The organism is Mesorhizobium sp. B1-1-7 (genome assembly GCF_006442705.1).
Classification (GTDB): domain Bacteria; phylum Pseudomonadota; class Alphaproteobacteria; order Rhizobiales; family Rhizobiaceae; genus Mesorhizobium; species Mesorhizobium opportunistum.
The window spans coordinates 144,065-161,859 of sequence record NZ_VFWQ01000011.1 but is presented as its reverse complement, the minus strand read 5'-3'; the positions used below and the strand labels follow the sequence as shown (position 1 = coordinate 161,859).

21 protein-coding genes are annotated in these 17,795 nt (G+C 62.9%); 10 read left to right on the top strand and 11 right to left on the bottom strand.

The genetic code is table 11. From position 1 onward, the window contains the following. Positions 1-28: 28 nt before the first annotated feature. Entirely contained in the window at positions 29-652 is a 624-nt protein-coding gene (locus FJ978_RS20340; protein WP_140573483.1) for a class I SAM-dependent methyltransferase, read from the bottom strand. Between the two features lie 182 nt (positions 653-834). Between FJ978_RS20340 and FJ978_RS20335 the strand changes: the two genes are divergently transcribed. Continuing rightward, positions 835-1,023: a hypothetical protein gene (locus FJ978_RS20335; RefSeq protein ID WP_013895819.1), complete on the top strand. Its 189-nt coding sequence runs from the start codon at positions 835-837 to the stop codon at positions 1,021-1,023. Between the two features lie 34 nt (positions 1,024-1,057). On the opposite strand, the gene FJ978_RS20330 is transcribed toward FJ978_RS20335, so the two are convergent. From FJ978_RS20330 to FJ978_RS20305, 6 genes are all read right to left on the bottom strand, one after another. Then, positions 1,058-2,125, bottom strand: coding sequence for a GH25 family lysozyme (locus FJ978_RS20330; protein WP_140573481.1), 1,068 nt, complete (start codon positions 2,123-2,125; stop codon positions 1,058-1,060). Positions 2,126-2,342: 217 nt separating this feature from the next. Beyond that, entirely contained in the window at positions 2,343-3,134 is a 792-nt protein-coding gene (locus FJ978_RS20325) for a phosphodiester glycosidase family protein (RefSeq protein ID WP_140573479.1), read from the bottom strand. Between the two features lie 132 nt (positions 3,135-3,266). Further along, positions 3,267-3,893 (bottom strand): transglutaminase-like cysteine peptidase, encoded by a 627-nt coding sequence (locus FJ978_RS20320; RefSeq protein ID WP_140573477.1) that lies wholly within the window; start codon positions 3,891-3,893, stop codon positions 3,267-3,269. 143 nt (positions 3,894-4,036) lie between these two features. Continuing rightward, positions 4,037-4,909 (bottom strand): undecaprenyl-diphosphate phosphatase, encoded by an 873-nt coding sequence (locus FJ978_RS20315; protein ID WP_140573475.1) that lies wholly within the window; start codon positions 4,907-4,909, stop codon positions 4,037-4,039. 226 nt (positions 4,910-5,135) lie between these two features. Further along, a complete protein-coding gene (locus tag FJ978_RS20310; protein ID WP_013895824.1) occupies positions 5,136-5,333 on the bottom strand; it encodes a hypothetical protein in 198 nt (65 codons plus the stop codon). A 151-nt stretch (positions 5,334-5,484) separates the two neighbouring features. After that, entirely contained in the window at positions 5,485-5,883 is a 399-nt protein-coding gene (locus FJ978_RS20305) for a GFA family protein (protein WP_013895825.1), read from the bottom strand. A gap of 114 nt (positions 5,884-5,997) precedes the next feature. On the opposite strand from FJ978_RS20305, the gene FJ978_RS20300 reads away from it, so the two are divergent. Continuing rightward, positions 5,998-7,041 carry a 2OG-Fe(II) oxygenase family protein gene (locus FJ978_RS20300; RefSeq protein ID WP_246678169.1) on the top strand — a complete coding sequence of 348 codons (1,044 nt, stop codon included), beginning with the start codon at positions 5,998-6,000 and terminating at the stop codon, positions 7,039-7,041. 49 nt (positions 7,042-7,090) lie between these two features. On the opposite strand, the gene FJ978_RS20295 is transcribed toward FJ978_RS20300, so the two are convergent. The 3 genes from FJ978_RS20295 to FJ978_RS20285 all read right to left on the bottom strand — a co-directional run bounded on the left by FJ978_RS20295 (position 7,091) and on the right by FJ978_RS20285 (position 9,011). Next, on the bottom strand, positions 7,091-8,041 hold the full coding sequence (locus FJ978_RS20295; protein WP_140573471.1) for an alpha/beta hydrolase: 951 nt from the start codon (positions 8,039-8,041) through the stop codon (positions 7,091-7,093). A 63-nt stretch (positions 8,042-8,104) separates the two neighbouring features. After that, entirely contained in the window at positions 8,105-8,590 is a 486-nt protein-coding gene (locus FJ978_RS20290) for an SRPBCC family protein (protein ID WP_140573469.1), read from the bottom strand. Between the two features lie 172 nt (positions 8,591-8,762). Next, complete coding sequence (locus tag FJ978_RS20285) at positions 8,763-9,011, bottom strand: ParB N-terminal domain-containing protein (RefSeq protein WP_140573467.1); 249 nt, start codon at positions 9,009-9,011, stop codon at positions 8,763-8,765. 165 nt (positions 9,012-9,176) lie between these two features. On the opposite strand from FJ978_RS20285, the gene FJ978_RS20280 reads away from it, so the two are divergent. Then, the gene (locus tag FJ978_RS20280) at positions 9,177-9,593 is read left to right on the top strand and encodes an acyl-CoA thioesterase (protein ID WP_013895830.1); all 417 of its coding nucleotides are present in this window, start codon (positions 9,177-9,179) and stop codon (positions 9,591-9,593) included. Positions 9,594-9,608: 15 nt separating this feature from the next. On the opposite strand, the gene FJ978_RS20275 is transcribed toward FJ978_RS20280, so the two are convergent. Further along, positions 9,609-10,568 (bottom strand): LysR family transcriptional regulator, encoded by a 960-nt coding sequence (locus FJ978_RS20275; RefSeq protein ID WP_140573465.1) that lies wholly within the window; start codon positions 10,566-10,568, stop codon positions 9,609-9,611. 137 nt (positions 10,569-10,705) lie between these two features. On the opposite strand from FJ978_RS20275, the gene FJ978_RS20270 reads away from it, so the two are divergent. The 7 genes from FJ978_RS20270 to FJ978_RS20240 all read left to right on the top strand — a co-directional run bounded on the left by FJ978_RS20270 (position 10,706) and on the right by FJ978_RS20240 (position 17,602). After that, entirely contained in the window at positions 10,706-11,488 is a 783-nt protein-coding gene (locus tag FJ978_RS20270) for an ABC transporter substrate-binding protein (protein WP_013895832.1), read from the top strand. Between the two features lie 64 nt (positions 11,489-11,552). Next, complete coding sequence (locus tag FJ978_RS20265; protein ID WP_140573463.1) at positions 11,553-12,200, top strand: amino acid ABC transporter permease; 648 nt, start codon at positions 11,553-11,555, stop codon at positions 12,198-12,200. 11 nt (positions 12,201-12,211) lie between these two features. Next, entirely contained in the window at positions 12,212-12,871 is a 660-nt protein-coding gene (locus FJ978_RS20260) for an amino acid ABC transporter permease (RefSeq protein ID WP_140573461.1), read from the top strand. Continuing rightward, on the top strand, positions 12,868-13,632 hold the full coding sequence (locus FJ978_RS20255) for an amino acid ABC transporter ATP-binding protein (protein WP_140573459.1): 765 nt from the start codon (positions 12,868-12,870) through the stop codon (positions 13,630-13,632). Before FJ978_RS20260 ends, FJ978_RS20255 begins: the two co-directional genes overlap by 4 nt. A gap of 8 nt (positions 13,633-13,640) precedes the next feature. Further along, positions 13,641-15,281 (top strand): N,N-dimethylformamidase beta subunit family domain-containing protein, encoded by a 1,641-nt coding sequence (locus FJ978_RS20250; RefSeq protein ID WP_140573457.1) that lies wholly within the window; start codon positions 13,641-13,643, stop codon positions 15,279-15,281. A 1-nt stretch (position 15,282) separates the two neighbouring features. Beyond that, positions 15,283-16,668, top strand: a complete 1,386-nt coding sequence (locus tag FJ978_RS20245) for an aspartate aminotransferase family protein (RefSeq protein ID WP_140573455.1) — start codon at positions 15,283-15,285, stop codon at positions 16,666-16,668. 4 nt (positions 16,669-16,672) lie between these two features. Beyond that, positions 16,673-17,602: a 3-keto-5-aminohexanoate cleavage protein gene (locus tag FJ978_RS20240; RefSeq protein ID WP_023764204.1), complete on the top strand. Its 930-nt coding sequence runs from the start codon at positions 16,673-16,675 to the stop codon at positions 17,600-17,602. Positions 17,603-17,795: the final 193 nt, after the last annotated feature.

Genomic DNA, 17,795 nt, shown 5'->3' with positions numbered 1-17,795 from the left:
CGACGAGGGAAAAGGGAAAAATATCGCTTCATGCCGGCCTCACAGCCAGAAACGTGTTCCATTCCTCGTTGTTGCGGCCGATGTTGAAATCATCCCTGAGGAGGACCAGTCCGGCGCTTTCGAGACGGGCCGCGAAGTCGTCCCTGCGCCAGTAGACCGTATGATATTTGCCTGATGTCTCGCCATCGCCATTGCGCATCGATACGAGGAAGGCGCCGCCTGGCCGCAGTGCCCCGGCAATCTTGCCAAGCACCTGGTCGGTCTGGTCGCGCGGCACATGGATCAGGACGGCTAGGGCCAGGACGGCGTCATAGGGGCCGCCGAGATCATCGGTGATGAGATCGAGAAGCTCACCATGCCTGCCGCGCGCGGCCTGCAGTTCGAGAAACCGCTTTGTCGCGTCGGTGCGGCGAACCTTCACGCCCAGGCCCTCCAGAAAATCCGCGTCGTAGCCGGCACCCGACCCGACTTCCAGAATCCGGCCGGATGTGCCGGCAATCGCCACAAGGCGCTTCAACGACGCCTGCTCTCTCTCGTTGGGGACATGCCGCACGATGGCATCGTAGCGTTCCGCATAGTCCTCATAGGCATTGATCGTCCGGCGGCTCTTGGCCAGAGCCTTCGACAACATCTTTCCCTCCCTTGCATCCATGCTGGTCAAAGAGCTTCCTTCAGCGAATGGTGCCGGCAAATACGCGTCCGTCAAGCATGCCGATGTCGTCCTGGGAAATGATCCGACATGCGCCCATCGACACGACGACGTGATAAAAGGGTCATTTGACGATCGATGCGATCGGATGAAAAATCCAGGGAGACAACAGCCGGAAGGTGCGCATGAGCGACGAACCCGAGGATGACGGCGACATCGTGAACCAGCTCGCCTATGTCAGGGCCGATCCGACCCAGCACGACACGCTTACGCTTCTCACCATGATCGATGCCGCGATTGCCGAGATCATGGCCTTGAGGAGGAGCCTGCGGCTGAGCGAGGAGCGGAACGACCGGAGCAACCAGCTCCAATAGGCAGCCGGAACGAGCAGCAACGCGCGAAAAAGCCCTAGTCCGCGTCGGCCACCATCTGCCGGCCGCCGGCCCAGGCGCGCCATTGCCGCTCGTCGCCATTGAAGACGTTGAGGTCGATGCGGCCGGTGACACCATGCGACAGGCCGGAGCCGGAATATTGCCAGAACAGCCATTTGCGGTCGGGATAGACCTTTGACGGATGCCTCGCCACCGCGCGCAGCCAGAACGAATAGTCGAGGAATTGGCCCCTGAGATTGTCCCGGTAAAAATCGGGCGCGGTGTAGATGATCGGCCGCTGGCCGTAATGGCGCTCGAGCTTGTCCATGAACACCTGCATCTTCTCCAGCACCTTTTCGCGCGACGGGCGTCGCTTGCAGCTGGAGTCGCCGTTCCACTCGACATCGATCACCGGCGGCAATGCGCCGTCGACCTTCGGCACGTTGCGGATGAACCAGTCGGCCTGTTCGCCGGCGGTGCGGCACCAGTAGAAGAAGTGGTAGGCGCCGCGCTTCAGCCCGGCGGCGTCGGCGTTGCGCCAGTTTTTCATGAACATCGGATCGAGATGGTCGCCGCCGTCGGTTGCCTTGATGTAGGCGAAATTGGCACCCTGGGCGCGCAGCTTCTCCCAGTTCACGTTGCCCTGCCAGCGCGACACGTCGACGCCATGCACGGCAAGGTGCCGTGGCGAGGAGCGGCCGAAATTGATCGGCTTGGCGTCGCGAAAGCCGTAGCGCGTGACTGGACCGGCGAGCATGGCAGGGGCTGCCCGCGTCAGCAGTTTCGGCGGCGAGACCAGGGCTGCCGGCTCGACCGGAGCATCGGCGCTGTCGGGCAATTCGGGCGCTGGAAACGCTACCGTCTCCTCCTCCGCCAGGCCGAAAGGCTGAACATTGTCGTCCGCAGGCGCGGCCTCAGCCACTCTGCGCGCATTGCCGACCTTCGCCATAGGGACGGATGCGATCGGCGCGCTTGGCCGCACCACCGAACTGGTCGTCTCGTTCGACGGCCTCTGCACGTCGAGCGCGTCCATGCCCGATGTCGACGAGCAGCCGGCAAGGCACAGCGATGCGATCATGAAACTGACGACGCCTGGTAACCGCATCTGGACCTGTACTCGAAACACAACAGACCGAGGGCAACGGCCGACGGACAACCGGACCAGTTATGAACGAGAAATTACCAATAAAGATTGAATCAAGTTTTTTACCATGCCTGTGGCCGGTTTCGGACATTCGCCGCCGGCGCCATCGCAGTGATGATCGTCGCCGTGGTCGTCATCAGGCTGCGTGGCAGGCGGGCCGCGCGAACCTGGCCATATCCTAGCCACTTTTCCTGAAGACGCCGATCATCGGTCCCAGATTCCAGTAGTCGTCGTTGCGGCCGAGGGCCGGGGCGAGCAGGCTCGATATCGTGCCGTCGAGAAACAGCGCGTTGTCGCAGCCGAGCGCATCGCGGAACAGCCGGGCGAATGCATGGAACGTCACCGTGCCGTTCGAAATGGCAAAGACCGTGACACCGTCCTTGCGCACCCCGACACCGTCGCGGGTCTTGCGCGATGTGCCGTCGGCCTGAAATTTCGGATGAAGCTGGCCGTCGATCACCAGCATCGGTCCCGATTGCGTCGCATAGTCGGTGGGCGGCCGCTTCCTGACGAAGTCCCTGGTCGCCCGGACCGCGGCCTTGCCGTCGCTGACGTAGAAGATGCCATTTGGCTGCAGCGAGAAATTGCCGCTGCCGGATCCCGTCTTGACCGTCGCCATTTCCCGGCCACGCTCGACATAGAGGCCGACCGGCCTGAGGTCTGGATGGTACATGCCGGCATTGATGGCAAACAGCATCGTGCGGCCAGCCATGCGCTGGGCGGCGTCGAGATTGTGCAGCGATTGAAATGGCTTGCCTGTCTGGTCCTTCCAGAACAGCTCGACCGAATATTGCTTGGGGTCGACCTCGCAGACCAGATAGCTGGTCGCCTCGAAGGTAAAGTCGCGGCACGGCGGCACCGTCGCGAACCATTGGCCGAATGCCACCGTCGTGGCGACCGCCTGCGGCAACGTGGCCTTGATCAAGGCCAGCAGCAGCGGCGCGGAATTGAAAAGCGTCAGAAAATCCATGCACCCACCCAGCTCCAACGAGCTACCGTGGATAGCATCGCTGGCCGGCATTGTGGAAGCTCGGCCTGGAACGGCGTGGATCGGCAATGGGATGTCGCGGACCCGAGGGCACTGGCCGCGGAGCCGACGAGACTATTTGACAGCACTGACCAGCTGTTCGTCGCCACCAAGAATGGAGACCCAGTGTCCGGTGTCGTCGCTCGCCTGCCGCTTCAGATAGCGGTAGCTGGTCTGGTTCCAGAGCCGGACCTTGTCGGTCAGATTGTCGAGGATAAAGTCGCCCTTGTCCGTCCGCACCGTCAACACGGCATGACCTTCACCATCAGGCTTGCGAACCACCGTCATCAGCAGATTGGCTACGGCAATGCCCAGCCTGTTCAGTTCACGCCGCTTTTCCAGCGCGTAATCCTCACAGTCGCCGAAGCCGTTGTCCGGATAGGCCCACCACTCGTCCTTGCCGTAATTGTCCACGTCGCTCATCGGCTTGACGCGCGTGTTGACCGAGAGATTTACGGCTGAGATCTCGTGCAGCAGCTTGCCGGTCATCTGTTCCGGCACGCTGTCGTGTGAGCGGACCGAACATTCGGCGGCATGGATCTTGCAGAAATCATAGTGGCCAATCGGCTGGGAGGTCGAGCCGCCGACAACCATGGAAACAGGAGCCGCGTAGGCGAAACTCGCTGCGGAACACAACGCGGTCAGAGCAACCGCCAGCCCCAGCCCCTTCGCCTTTCGGCGCCAACCCTTCGAGGATGCCATCCGGCCCCGCCCATCTGTTTTGTTAACAGAACGTTAAAGGCTGTTACCTACCGAAGTCAATCAAGCCGGCTGATCACATCTTTGCGGACCGAAGCGTGGAGGTTTCAAGGTTGCTCCCGCGCAACACAGAGCCGACCACGAGCCTAGGCAAGCCACCCGATCGCAACGCCCAGCAGCAAGACGATGCCGAGCAGGCCACGATAGATGACGAAAGGCCAGGCGGAAAACCGTTCCAGCACGCGCATCAGTCCCCAGATGGCGAAGAAGGCGGAAATCGAGGCGACGACCAGTCCGGTGGCGAGAATCGACCATCCGTGGGCATCGAGATGGACCTTGTGCAGTTCCCAAAGCTCCTTGAGGCCGGCAAGAGCGATGGCCGGCAGCCCGAGCAGGAACGAGAAGCGCGCTGCCTCGGCCCGCTTGAAGCCGAGCCCAAGTGCTGCCGTCAGGGTCGAGCCCGAGCGCGAGACGCCGGGTATCAGCGCGCCGATCTGGGCGACGCCGACAAGCAGCGCATCGGCGAGCGAGGCTTCGCCCATGGTGCGCCGGTGGCGGGCGAAAATCTCGGCCAGCGCCAGCAGGACCGCCATGGCGATGCAGGACCAGCCGATCACGCTCAGGCTGCGCAGCGGTGAATTGCAGGCGTTGAGGATGCCTGACAGCGCCACGCCGGCAATGACGATCGGGACCGTCGCCAACACGATCCAGGAAGCCAGCCGGAAATGCCGGTCGGCAAAATCGCGGCGTGTGAGGGCGTCGATGGAACCGAACAGCAGGTCCCTGACATCGCCCCAGAAATAGCTGACGACGGCGGCAAGGGCCGCAAGCTGCATGGCGGCGGAAAAGGCCGACCCGGGATCCTGCCAGCCGAGCACCGCCGGTACGATGCGCATATGGGCGGTCGAGGAGATCGGCAGCAGTTCGGTAATGCCCTGCACAAGGCCGAGAAAGGCGACCTTGGCATATCCCAGGCCGACAAAGCCCGTATCCAGGCCCTGGGTACAGATGTCAGCCATGTCGGGTTCCGTGTGTGAGGGATCGAATTTGCGCGGGTTCGACCAGCCTTGGCCTGTCCCGCCTTGGCCTGTCCCGGGCAAGCCTTACCGTCATGGACGGGATAATCAATTTACGGATTTGTAAGCTGGTGACGCAGCACTGAACGCGCGTCGGTCGGGGCCGGCCCCAATGGGCCGGCCTACGGTCTCACAGGGAGTGTTCCCGCAGGAGAAAAAGACAAGGCGATTACGGACACAGCCAGAGTTTCTGGCAGGTCCTGGCGATCACATGCGCCGGCGGAACGACGGGTTCGTCGACGGAAGGCCGGCGAGCCCGTTCGAGCAGCATGCGCACCTGTTCAGGGCGCACACGATCGCGCTCCATCACAAGCAGGACCATCGGATCGCTCAAAAGCTCGTCCAGGGTGCTGATGCTGTCGTTCATCCGTCGTCTCCTCGAATGCCGGCCCGCGCAGCATAGATAGGAAGACAATCATGGCCCGCCAATGACGTTTTGCCGGCTATCGCGTGATGTTTTGGATTAAATTTTGGTCATCGCCTTACTGTCCCGGCGCCGCCGCGTGGCGAGGGAAAGTCTAGGCTGGTGGCGGAGCGCCTTCATATTGCGGCAAGCCATCATCGAGCACCACCCAAGGCTGTTTCGAGGCGGTGAAAATGTGCATCTGCGGCCTGAAGGCCGACGGGTCGTCGAGCGAACCGGTGGTGACGCCGATGATGCCGGCGGTTGCGCGCCTGGAAAACATTGTCGTGCCACAGCCCGGGCAAAAACCGCGCTCGAGATCCGGCGAGCTGTTCACCGTCGCCAGCGGTCCCTCGATCGTCACATCGTCGATGCGAAACAGCACGCGCGCGTTGAAGGCAGCGCCGATCGCCTTCTGGCACAGCCTGCAGTGGCAGATGCGTTCGTTGATAGGAGCCGCGTCGGTGCTGTAGCGCACCGCTCCGCACAGGCAGCCGCCCTGATGTTTAGCCATCGTCTTGTTCCGCAAATCGAGAAAATAAGCGGCAAGGTAGTCGCACGGCCGACAGGGTCAATTGAAAAGCCTTGATACGATGCCATCGATAATCGGAATGCGATGGAGTTTGTCGTGGCGCAAGAGATCGAGACCATCGGAATTGCCGACCTGTTCGAGCCGCCCTCGCCGGCTCGCGACCATGTCGACACCAGGATCATGGCCGCCGCCTCGGGGATCGGTTTCATGGCTGTCCGTGACTTTCCCGGCGATCACTGGCTGACGCCGGACAGGCGAGCACAATTGCTGCGCATCTTCGCGCTGTCCGAAGCCGAGAAGCAGAAGTTGCTGCGCTGGAATTTCGACCCGACCAGGAAGAACGTCTACCGCGGCTGGTTCCCGCTGCAGCCGACAGCCGTTTCCTACAAGGAAGGCATCGACATCGGGCCGGATATCATCGGACCGGATATCGCCGATGCCGGAGGTTTTTCGGCCTCCGACGATCCGCTGCTTGAGCCGACGCCATTGCCGGTCGAAGACGCCCTGCCCGGCTGGCGCGCCGCGGCGGCGGACTACTACCGGTCGATGGAGAGCGTCGGCAAGGCACTGATGCGGTCGATCGCGCGCGGGCTTGGCCTGCCGGAAACGATCTTCGATGCCTATTTCGATGACGGCGTCTCGACGCTGCGCCTGATCCGCTATCCCCTGCGCGATGCCAACGCCGGCGTCGACACCAGCGGCCCGGAGTTTTCCGTGATCCACAAAGGCGAGACGCGCACCATCATCGGGCGCGAGCATGCCGATTCCGGTTTCGTCACCTTGCTGGCGCAGGACGGTGTCGAAGGCTTGCAGGCCAAAAACCTCGCCGGCGAATGGATCGACGTACCGCCGGCCAACGGCACGCTGGCGGTCAATTTCGGTCAGTTGCTGGAGCGCTGGACCGGCGGGCGCGTCCGTGCGACGCGGCACCGGGTGATCGCGCCGAAGACGGTGCGGCTGTCGATCCCTTTCTTCTACGAACCCCGCGTCGATGCCGAAATTGCGCCGCTGCCATTGAAAGGCGCCGAGCCCTTCGAGCCGTTTCTCTACGGTGACTATCTCTGGGAAGCGGCGACGAATTTCGTCGAGATGAGCGGCATCAAGCATCTCAGGCAGCCGCGCCGCGCCAAGGCTTCATAGGCAACGCCGGCCATCTCGTCGCAGAGACGGCCGGCGGGGAAATGACAGGCTACTCCGTTTCGCCGACCACTTCGTCCCAGCTCTTCACCTTGGTCTCGCCGTTGAGGAAGGGCAGCGCGGCGGCCGTCAGTTCCGGGGCGAAGAAGACGTCGTAATGTGTGCGGTTGGGCAGGATCGCCAGGCGGTTCCGCGACAGGTTCTCGCGCATCCAGCCCGCATCTTTCAGACCGCCGCCGAGCATCTGGTAGAACTTGATCTCGTGCTCGGGTTTGTACATGTCACTGTCGCCATAGGCCAGCATGACCGGCATCTTCAGCTTGGGAACATCGGCCGAGTAGTCCCTGTTCTGGCGCATGAAATTGCCGAGCGCGTCGAGCAATTTGGGGAAGTCTTCCGGATGCGGCGCAACCGCGACGTAGGACTTGTACATCGGCGTGTCCTTCATGAACGGCGCGGCGGCGGCGCTCACCTGCGCCTGCTGCGGGCGCATCTCGTCATAGAAACCGTCCGTGGCATAGCCGGTCGAGACCAGCACAAGGCGGCGCACCATCTCGGGATGGCGGACAGCCATGCGGAAAGCGACACCGCCGCCGAGCGAATAGCCCATGACGTCGACCTTGTCGTAGCCGAGCGCCTTGACGATATCGGCCATGTCGTCACCAATCGCCTCCACGCTGAATGGCCGGTCGCCGAGCGCCGTGCGGCCATGGCCTTGCAGGTCGACGCCGATGACGGTGCGATTTTCGGTAAACTTGGGCAGGATCGGCGCGAACATGTCGGTCGAGCCAAGACCGCCATGCAACAGAAGCAGCGGCTCACCCTTGCCGTAGACGGCGTAATAGTAATTCAGGCCGTTGATCGGCAGCAGGCCGGACTTTTCCGGCTTCAGCGGTGTTCTCGTTTCGGTCGTCATGGCAGGTTCCTTTGCATTGGTGGTGCCCGGGCAGGCGAGAAGCGCCGCGGCCGAAGCAAGAATGGCGAAAAACAGGGTTCTGGACATATCGGTCTCCTCCAGTCCTGCCGGTGTCAAAGCGTCTTGTCGGTTCAAAGCGTCTTGTCGGTGTCAAAGCGTCTTGGCGAGATCTTCAAGCTGGTCGGCGCACTGGCCCCAACCCTGATGAAAACCCATCGCCTCGTGCTGTTCGCGATCGGCGACGCTCCAGTGCCGAACGCGCACGATGTAGCGGGTCTTGCCATCGCCTTCGTCCTCGAAGGTCAGCACCACGGTCATGAATGGCTTTTCCGACGGCTCCCACGCCTGTGTGTAGGCATCGGTGAGGACGATCTTCTGGCCGGGGATAACTTCCAGGAAGACACCGGGGTTGGGAAACTCATTGCCGTCCGGGCTAGCCATGACAACCAGAGTCGAGCCGCCGGTGCGCACATCCATCTCGGCGCGCGGCGTCGTCCACGGCTTTGGCGAAAACCACTGCGTGACCAGCTTCGGGTCGGTCCAGCAGCGATAGACGTTGTCGCGCGGCGCATCGATGATGCGGGCAAGAACCAGTTCGCGATCGTTGTCGGGGGCGATGTCGAGCTTGGTGGCCACGGTGGTCTCCTCGGGTTTGATCGGTTTGATCTTGGGGGTTGATCCGGCTTCCGTCCCCAAGGACGAGCCGATGCAATGCAACCCGACACCGCCAGTAAAAAAATCTGGCGACTGGAGAAAATCTGGCGACGGCTTGTATGGTCTGAAGGCTGGGCGGGAAAAGCGGCCCGTGTCAGTGGCGCTTGGCTTGCACCAGATAGGCGTCGATCTCGGTTTCGCCGAGCCACCTCGCGGCCTCGAGCCGATGCAGGCCTTCGACCAGTATATGGCGCTTGCCGTCGTGGCGGACCTGGATCGGCGTCTTCATGCCGTTCTCCAATATGTCCTCGGCGAGATGGCGGACGGTCTCGGGGTGCAATGTCTTCTTGCGCGCCGTCGGCACATAGATGTCGTCGACCTTGACCTTTTGCACTCTGAGCATGCCGATCCCCGTGGCGGAAAAGCGCCGTCGTCACTCCTGAGATAGTCGGTTTGGTCCGGAGGGCCAAGAGCGCGGCCAACGAATACGGCGAAGCGTTTGCCTGTCATCGCACGTTTCGATATTGCGTCTTCGCGGTCGTCGATGGTCACGGAGCAAGCAATTCCCATGAGCGAACCCCTGGTCACCTTCGTCGGCGTCGCGCATCCCTGGATGTGCGACGTGATGGGACACATGAATGTGCGCCACTACGCGGCAATGTTCGACGACGCCAGTTTCCAGCTGCTCGGCCATATCGCTGAGCAGGACGGCAACCAGCCGTCGCAAACCGGGTGGGCCGACGTGCGCACCGAAATCGACTACCGCCATGAAACGAAAGCCGGCTCGCTCCTCACCATCCGCTCGCATGTGGTGAAGATCGGCCGCACCTCCATCACCTTCGAGCAGGTGATGTCGGGATCGCTCGACGGCATCGTCCACGCATCGAGCCGGACGACCAGCGTGCGCTTCGACCTTGCCGCGAGGGCCTCGGTGGCCCTGGACGAGCCGATGCGCGATCGCGCGGCAGCGTTCCTGATCGAATAGACCGGGCTTGGCCGTTCAGCCATTGTAGATACGGTCGTTGAGCGGCGTCTCCGTGATCAGCGCCTGCAGCCCTGACAGCAATGCCTTCTCGGCACGGTTCATCACCTTGTCGGGATTGGTGAGCAGGAAGATGTCGATGGCCGGCGGCGCATCGTAGGGTGGCAGCCGCCACAACGTGCCGTCAGCCACGTCGCGCCGCGCCACATGCAACGGCAAGGGGCCGATGCCGAGCCCGGCGACGATCATGCGCCGTACCTCCTCCAGGCTTGAGGACACGCCGACGACATCGGCGCTCAGCCGGGCTTCGCTGCGCAACAGCGCGACCGGCCGCAACGCGTCCGAAATATGGTCGGTCTGGAAGGAAACCGAAGGCTCGCCCCGCAGATCCGCCAGCGCCAGTCCGGTTTTCCCGTAGAGCCTGTGCTGGGGGCCACAGAAGAAACCAAAGAATTCGCGATAGACCATCGCATAGTCGAGCGCCGGATCGCGCTGGCTGACCAGGCAGATACCGAAGGAGGCGCGCCGCTCCCGCACCTGCTTGGCCACTTCGGTGCTTGCCGCGACCGAGATGGTGATGCTGGCACGCGGATAATCGCGATGAAACTCCGCCAGCGCCCGGTCGAAGAGCGGCGAGACGACATGGCTTGCCGTGGCAATCACGACGTGGCCGGTGACATCGTCGCTGATGCCGCGCATCAGCAGCGGCAGCTGCGATATCGTGCCGAACACCTCGACGCTCTGCTCGTAGAGAAGCCGCCCGACTTCAGTCAGTTCGAAGCGGGTCGCGTCACGCTCGACCAGCCGCCTGCCAACCCGGTCTTCAAGCCGCCGCAGCGCGTTGCTGACGCTGGGCTGCTTGAGGTTGAGCCGCTCGGCGGCGCGGGTGATGCTCTTCACTTCCGCGATGACGACGAAGGTCCGCAGAAGGTTCCAGTCCAAGTCCCAGACCAGACGTTCGGGGCGCGACAAGGCCATTCCTGATATCTATGCTCCCTATTCGCATTATCTATTTGCGCAATGCTGCCGCAAAAAGCAATCATTGCCGTCAGGAGCGCGCCCCAACGCCTCCCAACAACAAGCCTTCGCGCTCCAATACAGAGGTCAGGAACCAGATGAACAGGGTATTTTCCGGCATTGCGGTCGCGGCGCTGCTGCTTGCGTCGACCTTCACCGCCGTTTCGGCCAAGGCCGACGACCTCGAAAAGATCAAGGCGGCGGGCGAACTGAAAATCTCCATGAGCGGCCAGTACCCGCCCTTCAACTTCGTCAACGACCAGAACGAGGTCGTCGGCTTTGACGCCGATATCGGCAAGGCGATCGCAGAGCGCATCGGCGTCAAGGGCACGATCATCACCACCGCCTGGGACGGCATCATTGCCGGTCTGCTCGCCAACAAATACGACACCGTCGTCGGCTCGATGACGATCACCCCCGAGCGCGAGAAGGTGGTCGATTTCGTGGGCCCCTACTACCACGCCGGCCGCGCGGTCTTCGTGAACCAGGATTCCAAGGTGCAGAGCCTCGACGAACTCAAGGGAAAGACCCTTGGCGTAACGCTCGGCGAGACGCACGAGAAATGGGCGCGCGAACAGGGTGGCTGGGACATCCGCACCTACAAGGGACTGCCGGAACTGCTGCTGGAACTGAAGGCCGGCCGTGTCGATGCCATCGTCGTCGACAACATTCCGGTCATGGTCGCCGTCAAGGAAACCGGCGAGAAGGTCCGCAAACTCGATACGCCTGATATCGAAGGCGGCAGCGTCGCCATCGGCATCGCCATCCGCAAGGACAACCCAGCACTCAAGGCCGCCATGCAGAAAGCGCTGGACGAGATGATGGCCGACGGCACCTACGAGAAGATCTCCAAGCACTGGGTCGGCAGCGACATCCGCTAATTTCCCAGGCCCCAGGCGACGCAAGTTCGCCTGAGGCCGCCTGTCGTTTCTGCTGGGCTGCCCCATGGATTTCTCCTTGATGAGCCGCGTCTTCCCCTTCTTCGTGGAGGCCGCGCTGGTGACGCTGGAACTGACAGCGCTGGCCCTGGTTCTGGGGCTGGCGGCGGCAGCGCTGGCCGCGGCCGCCAAGATGTCGAGATCCGCGATCCTGCATGCGCTCGGCGCTGTTTATGTCAGCCTGTTTCGCGGCACGCCCTGCCTGATCCAGCTGTTCGTGCTCTATTTCGGCGGCCCGCAGATCGGGATCAATCTGGATCCGTTCGCGGCCGGCGTCATCGGCCTTGGCCTCAACATCGGTGCCTACATGGCGGAATCGATCCGTGGCGCGGTGATAGCGGTCGACCGGGGCCAAACCGAAGCTGCCCGCACCATCGGCTTCAGCCGCTTCCAGACCTTGCGCAAAGTGGTGCTGCCGCAAGCCGCCAGGCTGATGATCCGCCCGCTCGGCGTCAACACCGTCGCTCTTTTGAAGGGCTCGGCATTGGTGTCCACCATCTCGGTGGTGGAGCTGACCTACACCGCCCAGCGCTTCATTGGCTCCACCTACAAGCCATTCGAGATCTTCGGTGTCGCGGCACTGCTCTACATGGTCATGGTCTACGCCGTCGCCCGCATCGTCGACATGCTCGACAAGCGCTTTGCAATCGTCTGACGGGGAACGAGATGCAAGGTCTGGATTTCACCATCGTCGCGCCTTACTGGGACCTTCTGCTGACAGGCGCCTGGTGGACCGCCGTGTTGACGATTTCGGCGGGAGCCTTAAGCTTCGTCTTCGGCATCCTGTTTGCCATCACCGTGCTCTATGCTCCGGCAATCCTCGCTTATCCCGTGCGCGCGCTCATGTGGCTGTTCATGGGGACGCCGCTGCTGCTGCAGCTCTTCCTGATCTATTTCGGACTGGTGCAGGTCGGTATCGACATCCCGGCACTTGCCGCCGGTATCGTCGGGCTTGGCCTGCACTTTGCCGTCTACAATGCTGACGTCATCCGGGCAGGTATCGTGGCTGTCGACATCGGCCAGACGGAGGGCGCACGCAGCATCGGCTTCGGCAAGTGGCAGACGCTGCGCTATGTCGTGATACCGCAGGCCATCCGCAACACTGCACCGCCGATCGGAAGCAACCTGATCGCGCTGCTGAAGGAATCCTCCGTCGTCTCGGTCATCGGCATCGCGGAACTGGTTCATTCGGCGCAACTGGCGATCAGCGAAACGTTCCGCCCCTTCGAATTCTACATCACGGCCGCAGCGCTTTATTACGTCTTGAACCTCGTGCTCGAAGCGGCCTTGCATCGGTTTGAAAGACATGTGGAGGTCTCCCGATGACCACGCAGCGGCCAATGGTCGAGGTCCGCGGTGCGCGCAAATCCTTCGGCGCCGTCGAGGTGCTGAAAGGCATAGATTTGTCGGTCGAGCGAGGGCAGATCGTCGCCATCATCGGGCCGAGCGGCTCCGGCAAGAGCACGCTGCTGCGCTCCATCAACCATCTCGAGACATTGGACGGCGGTGAGGTCTGGCTGGACGGCGTGCAGGTCAACCAGCCACTGCACGGCCAGGCTTTCGAGCGGCACATCAACAAGGTGCGCCAGCAGATGGGCATGGTGTTCCAGCACTTCAATCTGTTTCCACACCTGACCGTGATCGACAACATCACCATGGGGCCGATGATCCTGAAAGGCATGCCGAAGGCGGATGCCCGGGCTTTGGCGCATGGGCTGTTGTCCAAGGTCGGGCTCGCCGACAAGATCGACGCCTATCCGTCGCGTCTTTCGGGCGGCCAGAAGCAGCGCGTGGCGATTGCCCGAGCGCTAGCCATGCAGCCCAAGGTGATGCTGTTCGACGAAGCCACTTCGGCGCTCGACCCGGAACTGGTCGACGAGGTCAACGCAGTGATGAAACAGCTTGCCGCGGAACACATGACCATGCTCATCGTAACGCACGAGATGCGCTTTGCAGGCGAAGTGGCGGACCGTGTGCTGTTCATGGACGGCGGCGTGGTGGTGGAAGAGGGACCGCCGGGCGACATGTTTCGAGCCCCACAGAAACAACGCACCCGCATCTTCCTCAAGAAATATCTTTCCGCCTGAGTACGATGATGATCAGATTGCCCACGGAATTCCCCGATTTCGGACTGACGCCAGAGCGGCGCCGTCACGCGGTGCGCGGCCACTACTACGAATGGCCTGGGATGGACGGCGAGCGCGGCGAGATCTGGTGCTACTCGGACCGCTTTTCCTATCGTGCCGGCGAGACGGTGACGCTGCATGTGAGTTCGACGGCTCCGTCGTTTAGCATGACGATCATCCGCGATGGCGGCACCGAAACGAAAGTGTTCGAGAAACCGGGCATCGCGGCACGCTGGCAGGACAGTCCGGACCAATGCTCGGCCGAGGGCTGCGGCTGGGAAGCCTCCTTCGAATTCCGCGTCGGCGGCGACTGGCCGTCCGGCGCCTATCAGATAACGCTGACTGCCGACGGGCGCGACGGCAAACCGATCCAGTGCCATCATCTGTTCATCGTCAGCCCGCAACCTGGCAAGAAGCCCGGCCGCGTGCTGCAGGTTGCGGCGACGGGCACCTGGCTCGCCTACAACACCTGGGGCGGCTCCAACCACTATCAGGGCAACACCGGGCCTGACCGCAACCAGTATTCGCCCATCGTATCGACCCAGCGCCCCTGGTGCCGGGGCTTCGTCGTGCTGCCGAAGGATGCGCCGCGCGTGCCGCTGGAAGTCGCCGTGCCGCCGAAGACCGTGCCGCGCTATCCACACATGGAATGGGCGCTCGCCACCGGCCATTCGAAGAAATACGCTTCGTCGGGCTGGGCCAGCTACGACAGCCATTTCTTCCGCTTCGCCGAGCGGGCCGGCTATGCCGTCGACCTCGCCAGCCAGCACGACCTGCATTTCTCGCCCGACATCCTCGACGGCTATGACTGCGCCGTCTTCGTCGGCCATGACGAGTACTGGACCTGGGAAATGCGCGACGCGGTCGACAATTATGTGGAGCGCGGTGGTCATGCGGCGCGCTTTGCCGGCAATTTCATGTGGCAGACGCGACTGGAGGACGAGGGGCGCCGCCAGGTCTGCTACAAATACCGTGCCCGCGCCGAGGATCCCGCCTATCGCGGCGGCGACGTGACCCGCGCCACCAACTCCTGGGAAGCGCCCGAAATCGGCCGGCCGGGCTCGGCGACCTTCGGGCTGAATGCCACCCGTGGCCTCTATGCCGGCTGGGGCGGCTGCGCGCCGCGCGGCGTGCGCGGTTTCCCGGTCTATCGGCCGGAACATTGGGCCTTTGCCGGCACCGGCATCTACTATGGCGACCTGCTCGGCGCCGACAGCCATGTCTATGGCTATGAGGTGGACGGACTCGACTTCGAGATCCGCGGTGGCCTGCCCTACCCCACGTCAGACAGCGGCGCGCCGGATGGATTGCAGGTTCTCGCCGTCGGCCTGGCTTCCCAGGTCGAGGAAAGCGCCGATATCCCGATCGAGGACCAGTTCCTCACCGACGAGGATGGCCGCTTCAGCGCCGAAACGCTGTTCGGCGAGGGCAGCGACGCCAATCTGGAGAAAGTCAAACGCGGCAACGGCATGATCGTCAATTTTCCGCGCGGCAAGGGCGAGGTGTTCCACGCCGGAAGCTGCGAATGGGTTGCCGGCCTGCTAAGACAGGACCCGATGGTCGAACGCGTCACAAGAAATGTCCTCGATCGTTATCTCGGAAAGTCCTGACATGTCGAAAACCCAGACCGCCGCTCAACCGACTGAAGTCCGGCGAGACTCGCATCTGTTCTATCTCTCCAGCTTGCGCCGACCGCTGATCGACCGCGCCGAAGGCATCTACATGTGGACGCAGGACGGCCGCCGCTTCATCGATGGATCGAGCGGGCCGATGGTCGCCAATATCGGCCATTCCAACCGCAACGTGCTCGATGCCATGAAGCGGCAGATGGACCGCGCCACCTTCGCCTATCGGCTGCATTTCGAGAACGAGCCGGCGGAAGAACTGGCGCGGGAACTCGCGGGGAAACTGCCCGAGGGCATGGATCGCATCTTCTTTGTCTCGGGCGGCTCGGAAGCGACAGAGTCCTGCATCAAGCTGGCGCGGCAATGGGCGGTCGCCACCGGACAGGCCAGCCGTTGGAAGGTGATCACCCGCTTCCCCTCCTATCATGGCGGCACGCTGGGTTCGCTCTCGATCACCGGCGACGATGCGCTGTCCGAAACCTTTGCGCCGATGATGCGGCCGATGCCGACCGTGCCGGCGCCGACCGCCTGGCGCGACCGCGACAATCTTTCAATGGAGCAGCGCGGGGTTCGCTATGCCGACATGCTGGAGGAGAATATCCTGGCCGAGGGTCCAGAAAGCGTGGTCGCCTTCATCATGGAGCCGATCGGCGGTGCCGCCACAGCAGCCCTGGTGGCGCCGGACAGCTACTATGCCCGCATTCGCGAGATCTGCGACCGCCATGGCATCCTGCTCATCCATGACGAAGTGATGAGCGGCGCCGGCCGCACCGGCAAATTCCTCGGCGGTGACCACTGGAACTGCAGGCCCGATATCATCGCGCTGTCAAAGGGACTGGGCTCGGGCTACGCGCCGCTCGGCGCGCTCGCCGCACCGATGCGGCTGGTGCAGCCGTTGCTCGCCTCCGGCGGCTTCCAGCATGGCCACACCTATGCCGGCAATCCGCTCGCCTGCGCCGCCGGTCTCGCGGTTCTGGGTGAAATGGACCGGCTCGACCTGATCGCCAATGCGGCTGCGATGGGCGATGTGCTGATGGACGGATTGAAGGGACTTGCCAAGCGCTTCCCGTTCATCGCCGACGTGCGCGGCAAGGGTCTGCTCACCGGCGCCGAGATGGTCGCCGATCCAGAGACGCTGCGGCCGATCGACCAGGGCAAGAAAGCGACGCAGCGGCTGCTCGACCTTTCCTATGCGCGCGGGCTGATCATCTATGGCCGCAGGGTCAAGGGTGGCGTCGACGGCGACAATTTCATGGTCGCGCCGCCAATGATCGTGACCAGCGAACAGGTCGGCGAAATCGTCTCCATCATCGGTGACGCGCTGGAGGTTCTGGCTTCCGAGCTCGACCTGCCGGTCGAAGGCCGGGGGTAAGGGAATGGCGCCGCGAAAAGTCATCATCACCTGCGCGGTCACCGGCTCCGTGCATACGCCGTCGATGTCGCCCTACCTGCCGGTGACGCCGGACCAGATCGCGACGGATGCCATCGCGGCTGCCGAAGCCGGTGCCTCGATCCTGCACCTCCACGCCCGCGACCCCAGGGATGGCCGCCCGACCGCCGATCCGGACGTCTTCATGCAGTTCCTGCCGCGCATCAAGCAGGCAACCGACGCGGTGATCAACATCACCACCGGCGGCTCGTCGCTGATGACGCTCGACCAACGGCTGGCTGCGCCACTCCGCGCCGAGCCCGAAATGTGCTCGCTCAACATGGGCTCGATGAACTTCGCGCTGTTCCCGATGCTGGACAAACCACGGGAGTGGCAGCACGAATGGGAACCGAAACTGCTAGAAGCCACCCGCGACACCATCTTCAAGAACACCTTCGCCGACATGGAGGGCGTGCTCGAAAGACTCGGAAAAGGCTGCGGCACGCGCTTCGAATTCGAGTGCTATGACGTCGGCCACCTCTATTCGCTGGCGCATTTCCGCGACCGGGGCCTGGTGTCGGGGCCGCTGTTCATCCAGTTCGTGCTGGGTATCCTGGGCGGCATCGGCGCCGACCCGGACAATCTCGTCCACATGAAGCGCATCGCCGACAAACTGTTCGGCGACAGCTACCAGTTTTCGGTGCTGGCCGCCGGCCGCAACCAGATGCCGCTGATCTCGATCGCCGCGGCGATGGGCGGCAATGTCCGTGTCGGGCTGGAAGACAGCCTCTATGATGGCCGCCAGCTGGCGAAATCCAATGCCGATCAGGTGCGGCGCATCCGTGGTATTCTCGACGGGCTGTCGCTGGAAGTTGCCACACCGGCCGAAGCGCGCGACATGCTGGCGCTCAAGGGTGGGGATAGGGTGGCGTTTTGAGATGCCCTTGACTGAGATGTTTGCGTTCCGTCACACCCCCCTCTGTCCTGCCGGACATCTCCCCCGCAAGGGGGGAGATCGGATGTCAATTCGGTTTTCGCAGATCTCCAACGTCAAAACAGTGGCGGCAAGGCCAAAGCTGCCAATCTCCCCCCATGCGGGGGAGATGTCCGGCAGGACAGAGGGGGGTGCC

Coding starts and splice junctions, on each gene's coding strand:
- FJ978_RS20325 (WP_140573479.1), bottom strand. CDS start 3,134: ATGGATTTTCTGACGCTTTTCAATTCCGCGCCGCTGCTGCTGGCCTTG.
- FJ978_RS20280 (WP_013895830.1), top strand. CDS start 9,177: ATGAGCGAACCCCTGGTCACCTTCGTCGGCGTCGCGCATCCCTGGATG.
- FJ978_RS20320 (WP_140573477.1), bottom strand. CDS start 3,893: ATGGCATCCTCGAAGGGTTGGCGCCGAAAGGCGAAGGGGCTGGGGCTG.
- FJ978_RS20295 (WP_140573471.1), bottom strand. CDS start 8,041: ATGTCCAGAACCCTGTTTTTCGCCATTCTTGCTTCGGCCGCGGCGCTT.
- FJ978_RS20340 (WP_140573483.1), bottom strand. CDS start 652: ATGGATGCAAGGGAGGGAAAGATGTTGTCGAAGGCTCTGGCCAAGAGC.
- FJ978_RS20250 (WP_140573457.1), top strand. CDS start 13,641: ATGATCAGATTGCCCACGGAATTCCCCGATTTCGGACTGACGCCAGAG.
- FJ978_RS20330 (WP_140573481.1), bottom strand. CDS start 2,125: ATGCGGTTACCAGGCGTCGTCAGTTTCATGATCGCATCGCTGTGCCTT.
- FJ978_RS20260 (WP_140573461.1), top strand. CDS start 12,212: ATGCAAGGTCTGGATTTCACCATCGTCGCGCCTTACTGGGACCTTCTG.
- FJ978_RS20265 (WP_140573463.1), top strand. CDS start 11,553: ATGGATTTCTCCTTGATGAGCCGCGTCTTCCCCTTCTTCGTGGAGGCC.
- FJ978_RS20335 (WP_013895819.1), top strand. CDS start 835: ATGAGCGACGAACCCGAGGATGACGGCGACATCGTGAACCAGCTCGCC.
- FJ978_RS20310 (WP_013895824.1), bottom strand. CDS start 5,333: ATGAACGACAGCATCAGCACCCTGGACGAGCTTTTGAGCGATCCGATG.
- FJ978_RS20240 (WP_023764204.1), top strand. CDS start 16,673: ATGGCGCCGCGAAAAGTCATCATCACCTGCGCGGTCACCGGCTCCGTG.
- FJ978_RS20305 (WP_013895825.1), bottom strand. CDS start 5,883: ATGGCTAAACATCAGGGCGGCTGCCTGTGCGGAGCGGTGCGCTACAGC.
- FJ978_RS20285 (WP_140573467.1), bottom strand. CDS start 9,011: ATGCTCAGAGTGCAAAAGGTCAAGGTCGACGACATCTATGTGCCGACG.
- FJ978_RS20270 (WP_013895832.1), top strand. CDS start 10,706: ATGAACAGGGTATTTTCCGGCATTGCGGTCGCGGCGCTGCTGCTTGCG.
- FJ978_RS20275 (WP_140573465.1), bottom strand. CDS start 10,568: ATGGCCTTGTCGCGCCCCGAACGTCTGGTCTGGGACTTGGACTGGAAC.
- FJ978_RS20255 (WP_140573459.1), top strand. CDS start 12,868: ATGACCACGCAGCGGCCAATGGTCGAGGTCCGCGGTGCGCGCAAATCC.
- FJ978_RS20245 (WP_140573455.1), top strand. CDS start 15,283: ATGTCGAAAACCCAGACCGCCGCTCAACCGACTGAAGTCCGGCGAGAC.
- FJ978_RS20315 (WP_140573475.1), bottom strand. CDS start 4,909: ATGGCTGACATCTGTACCCAGGGCCTGGATACGGGCTTTGTCGGCCTG.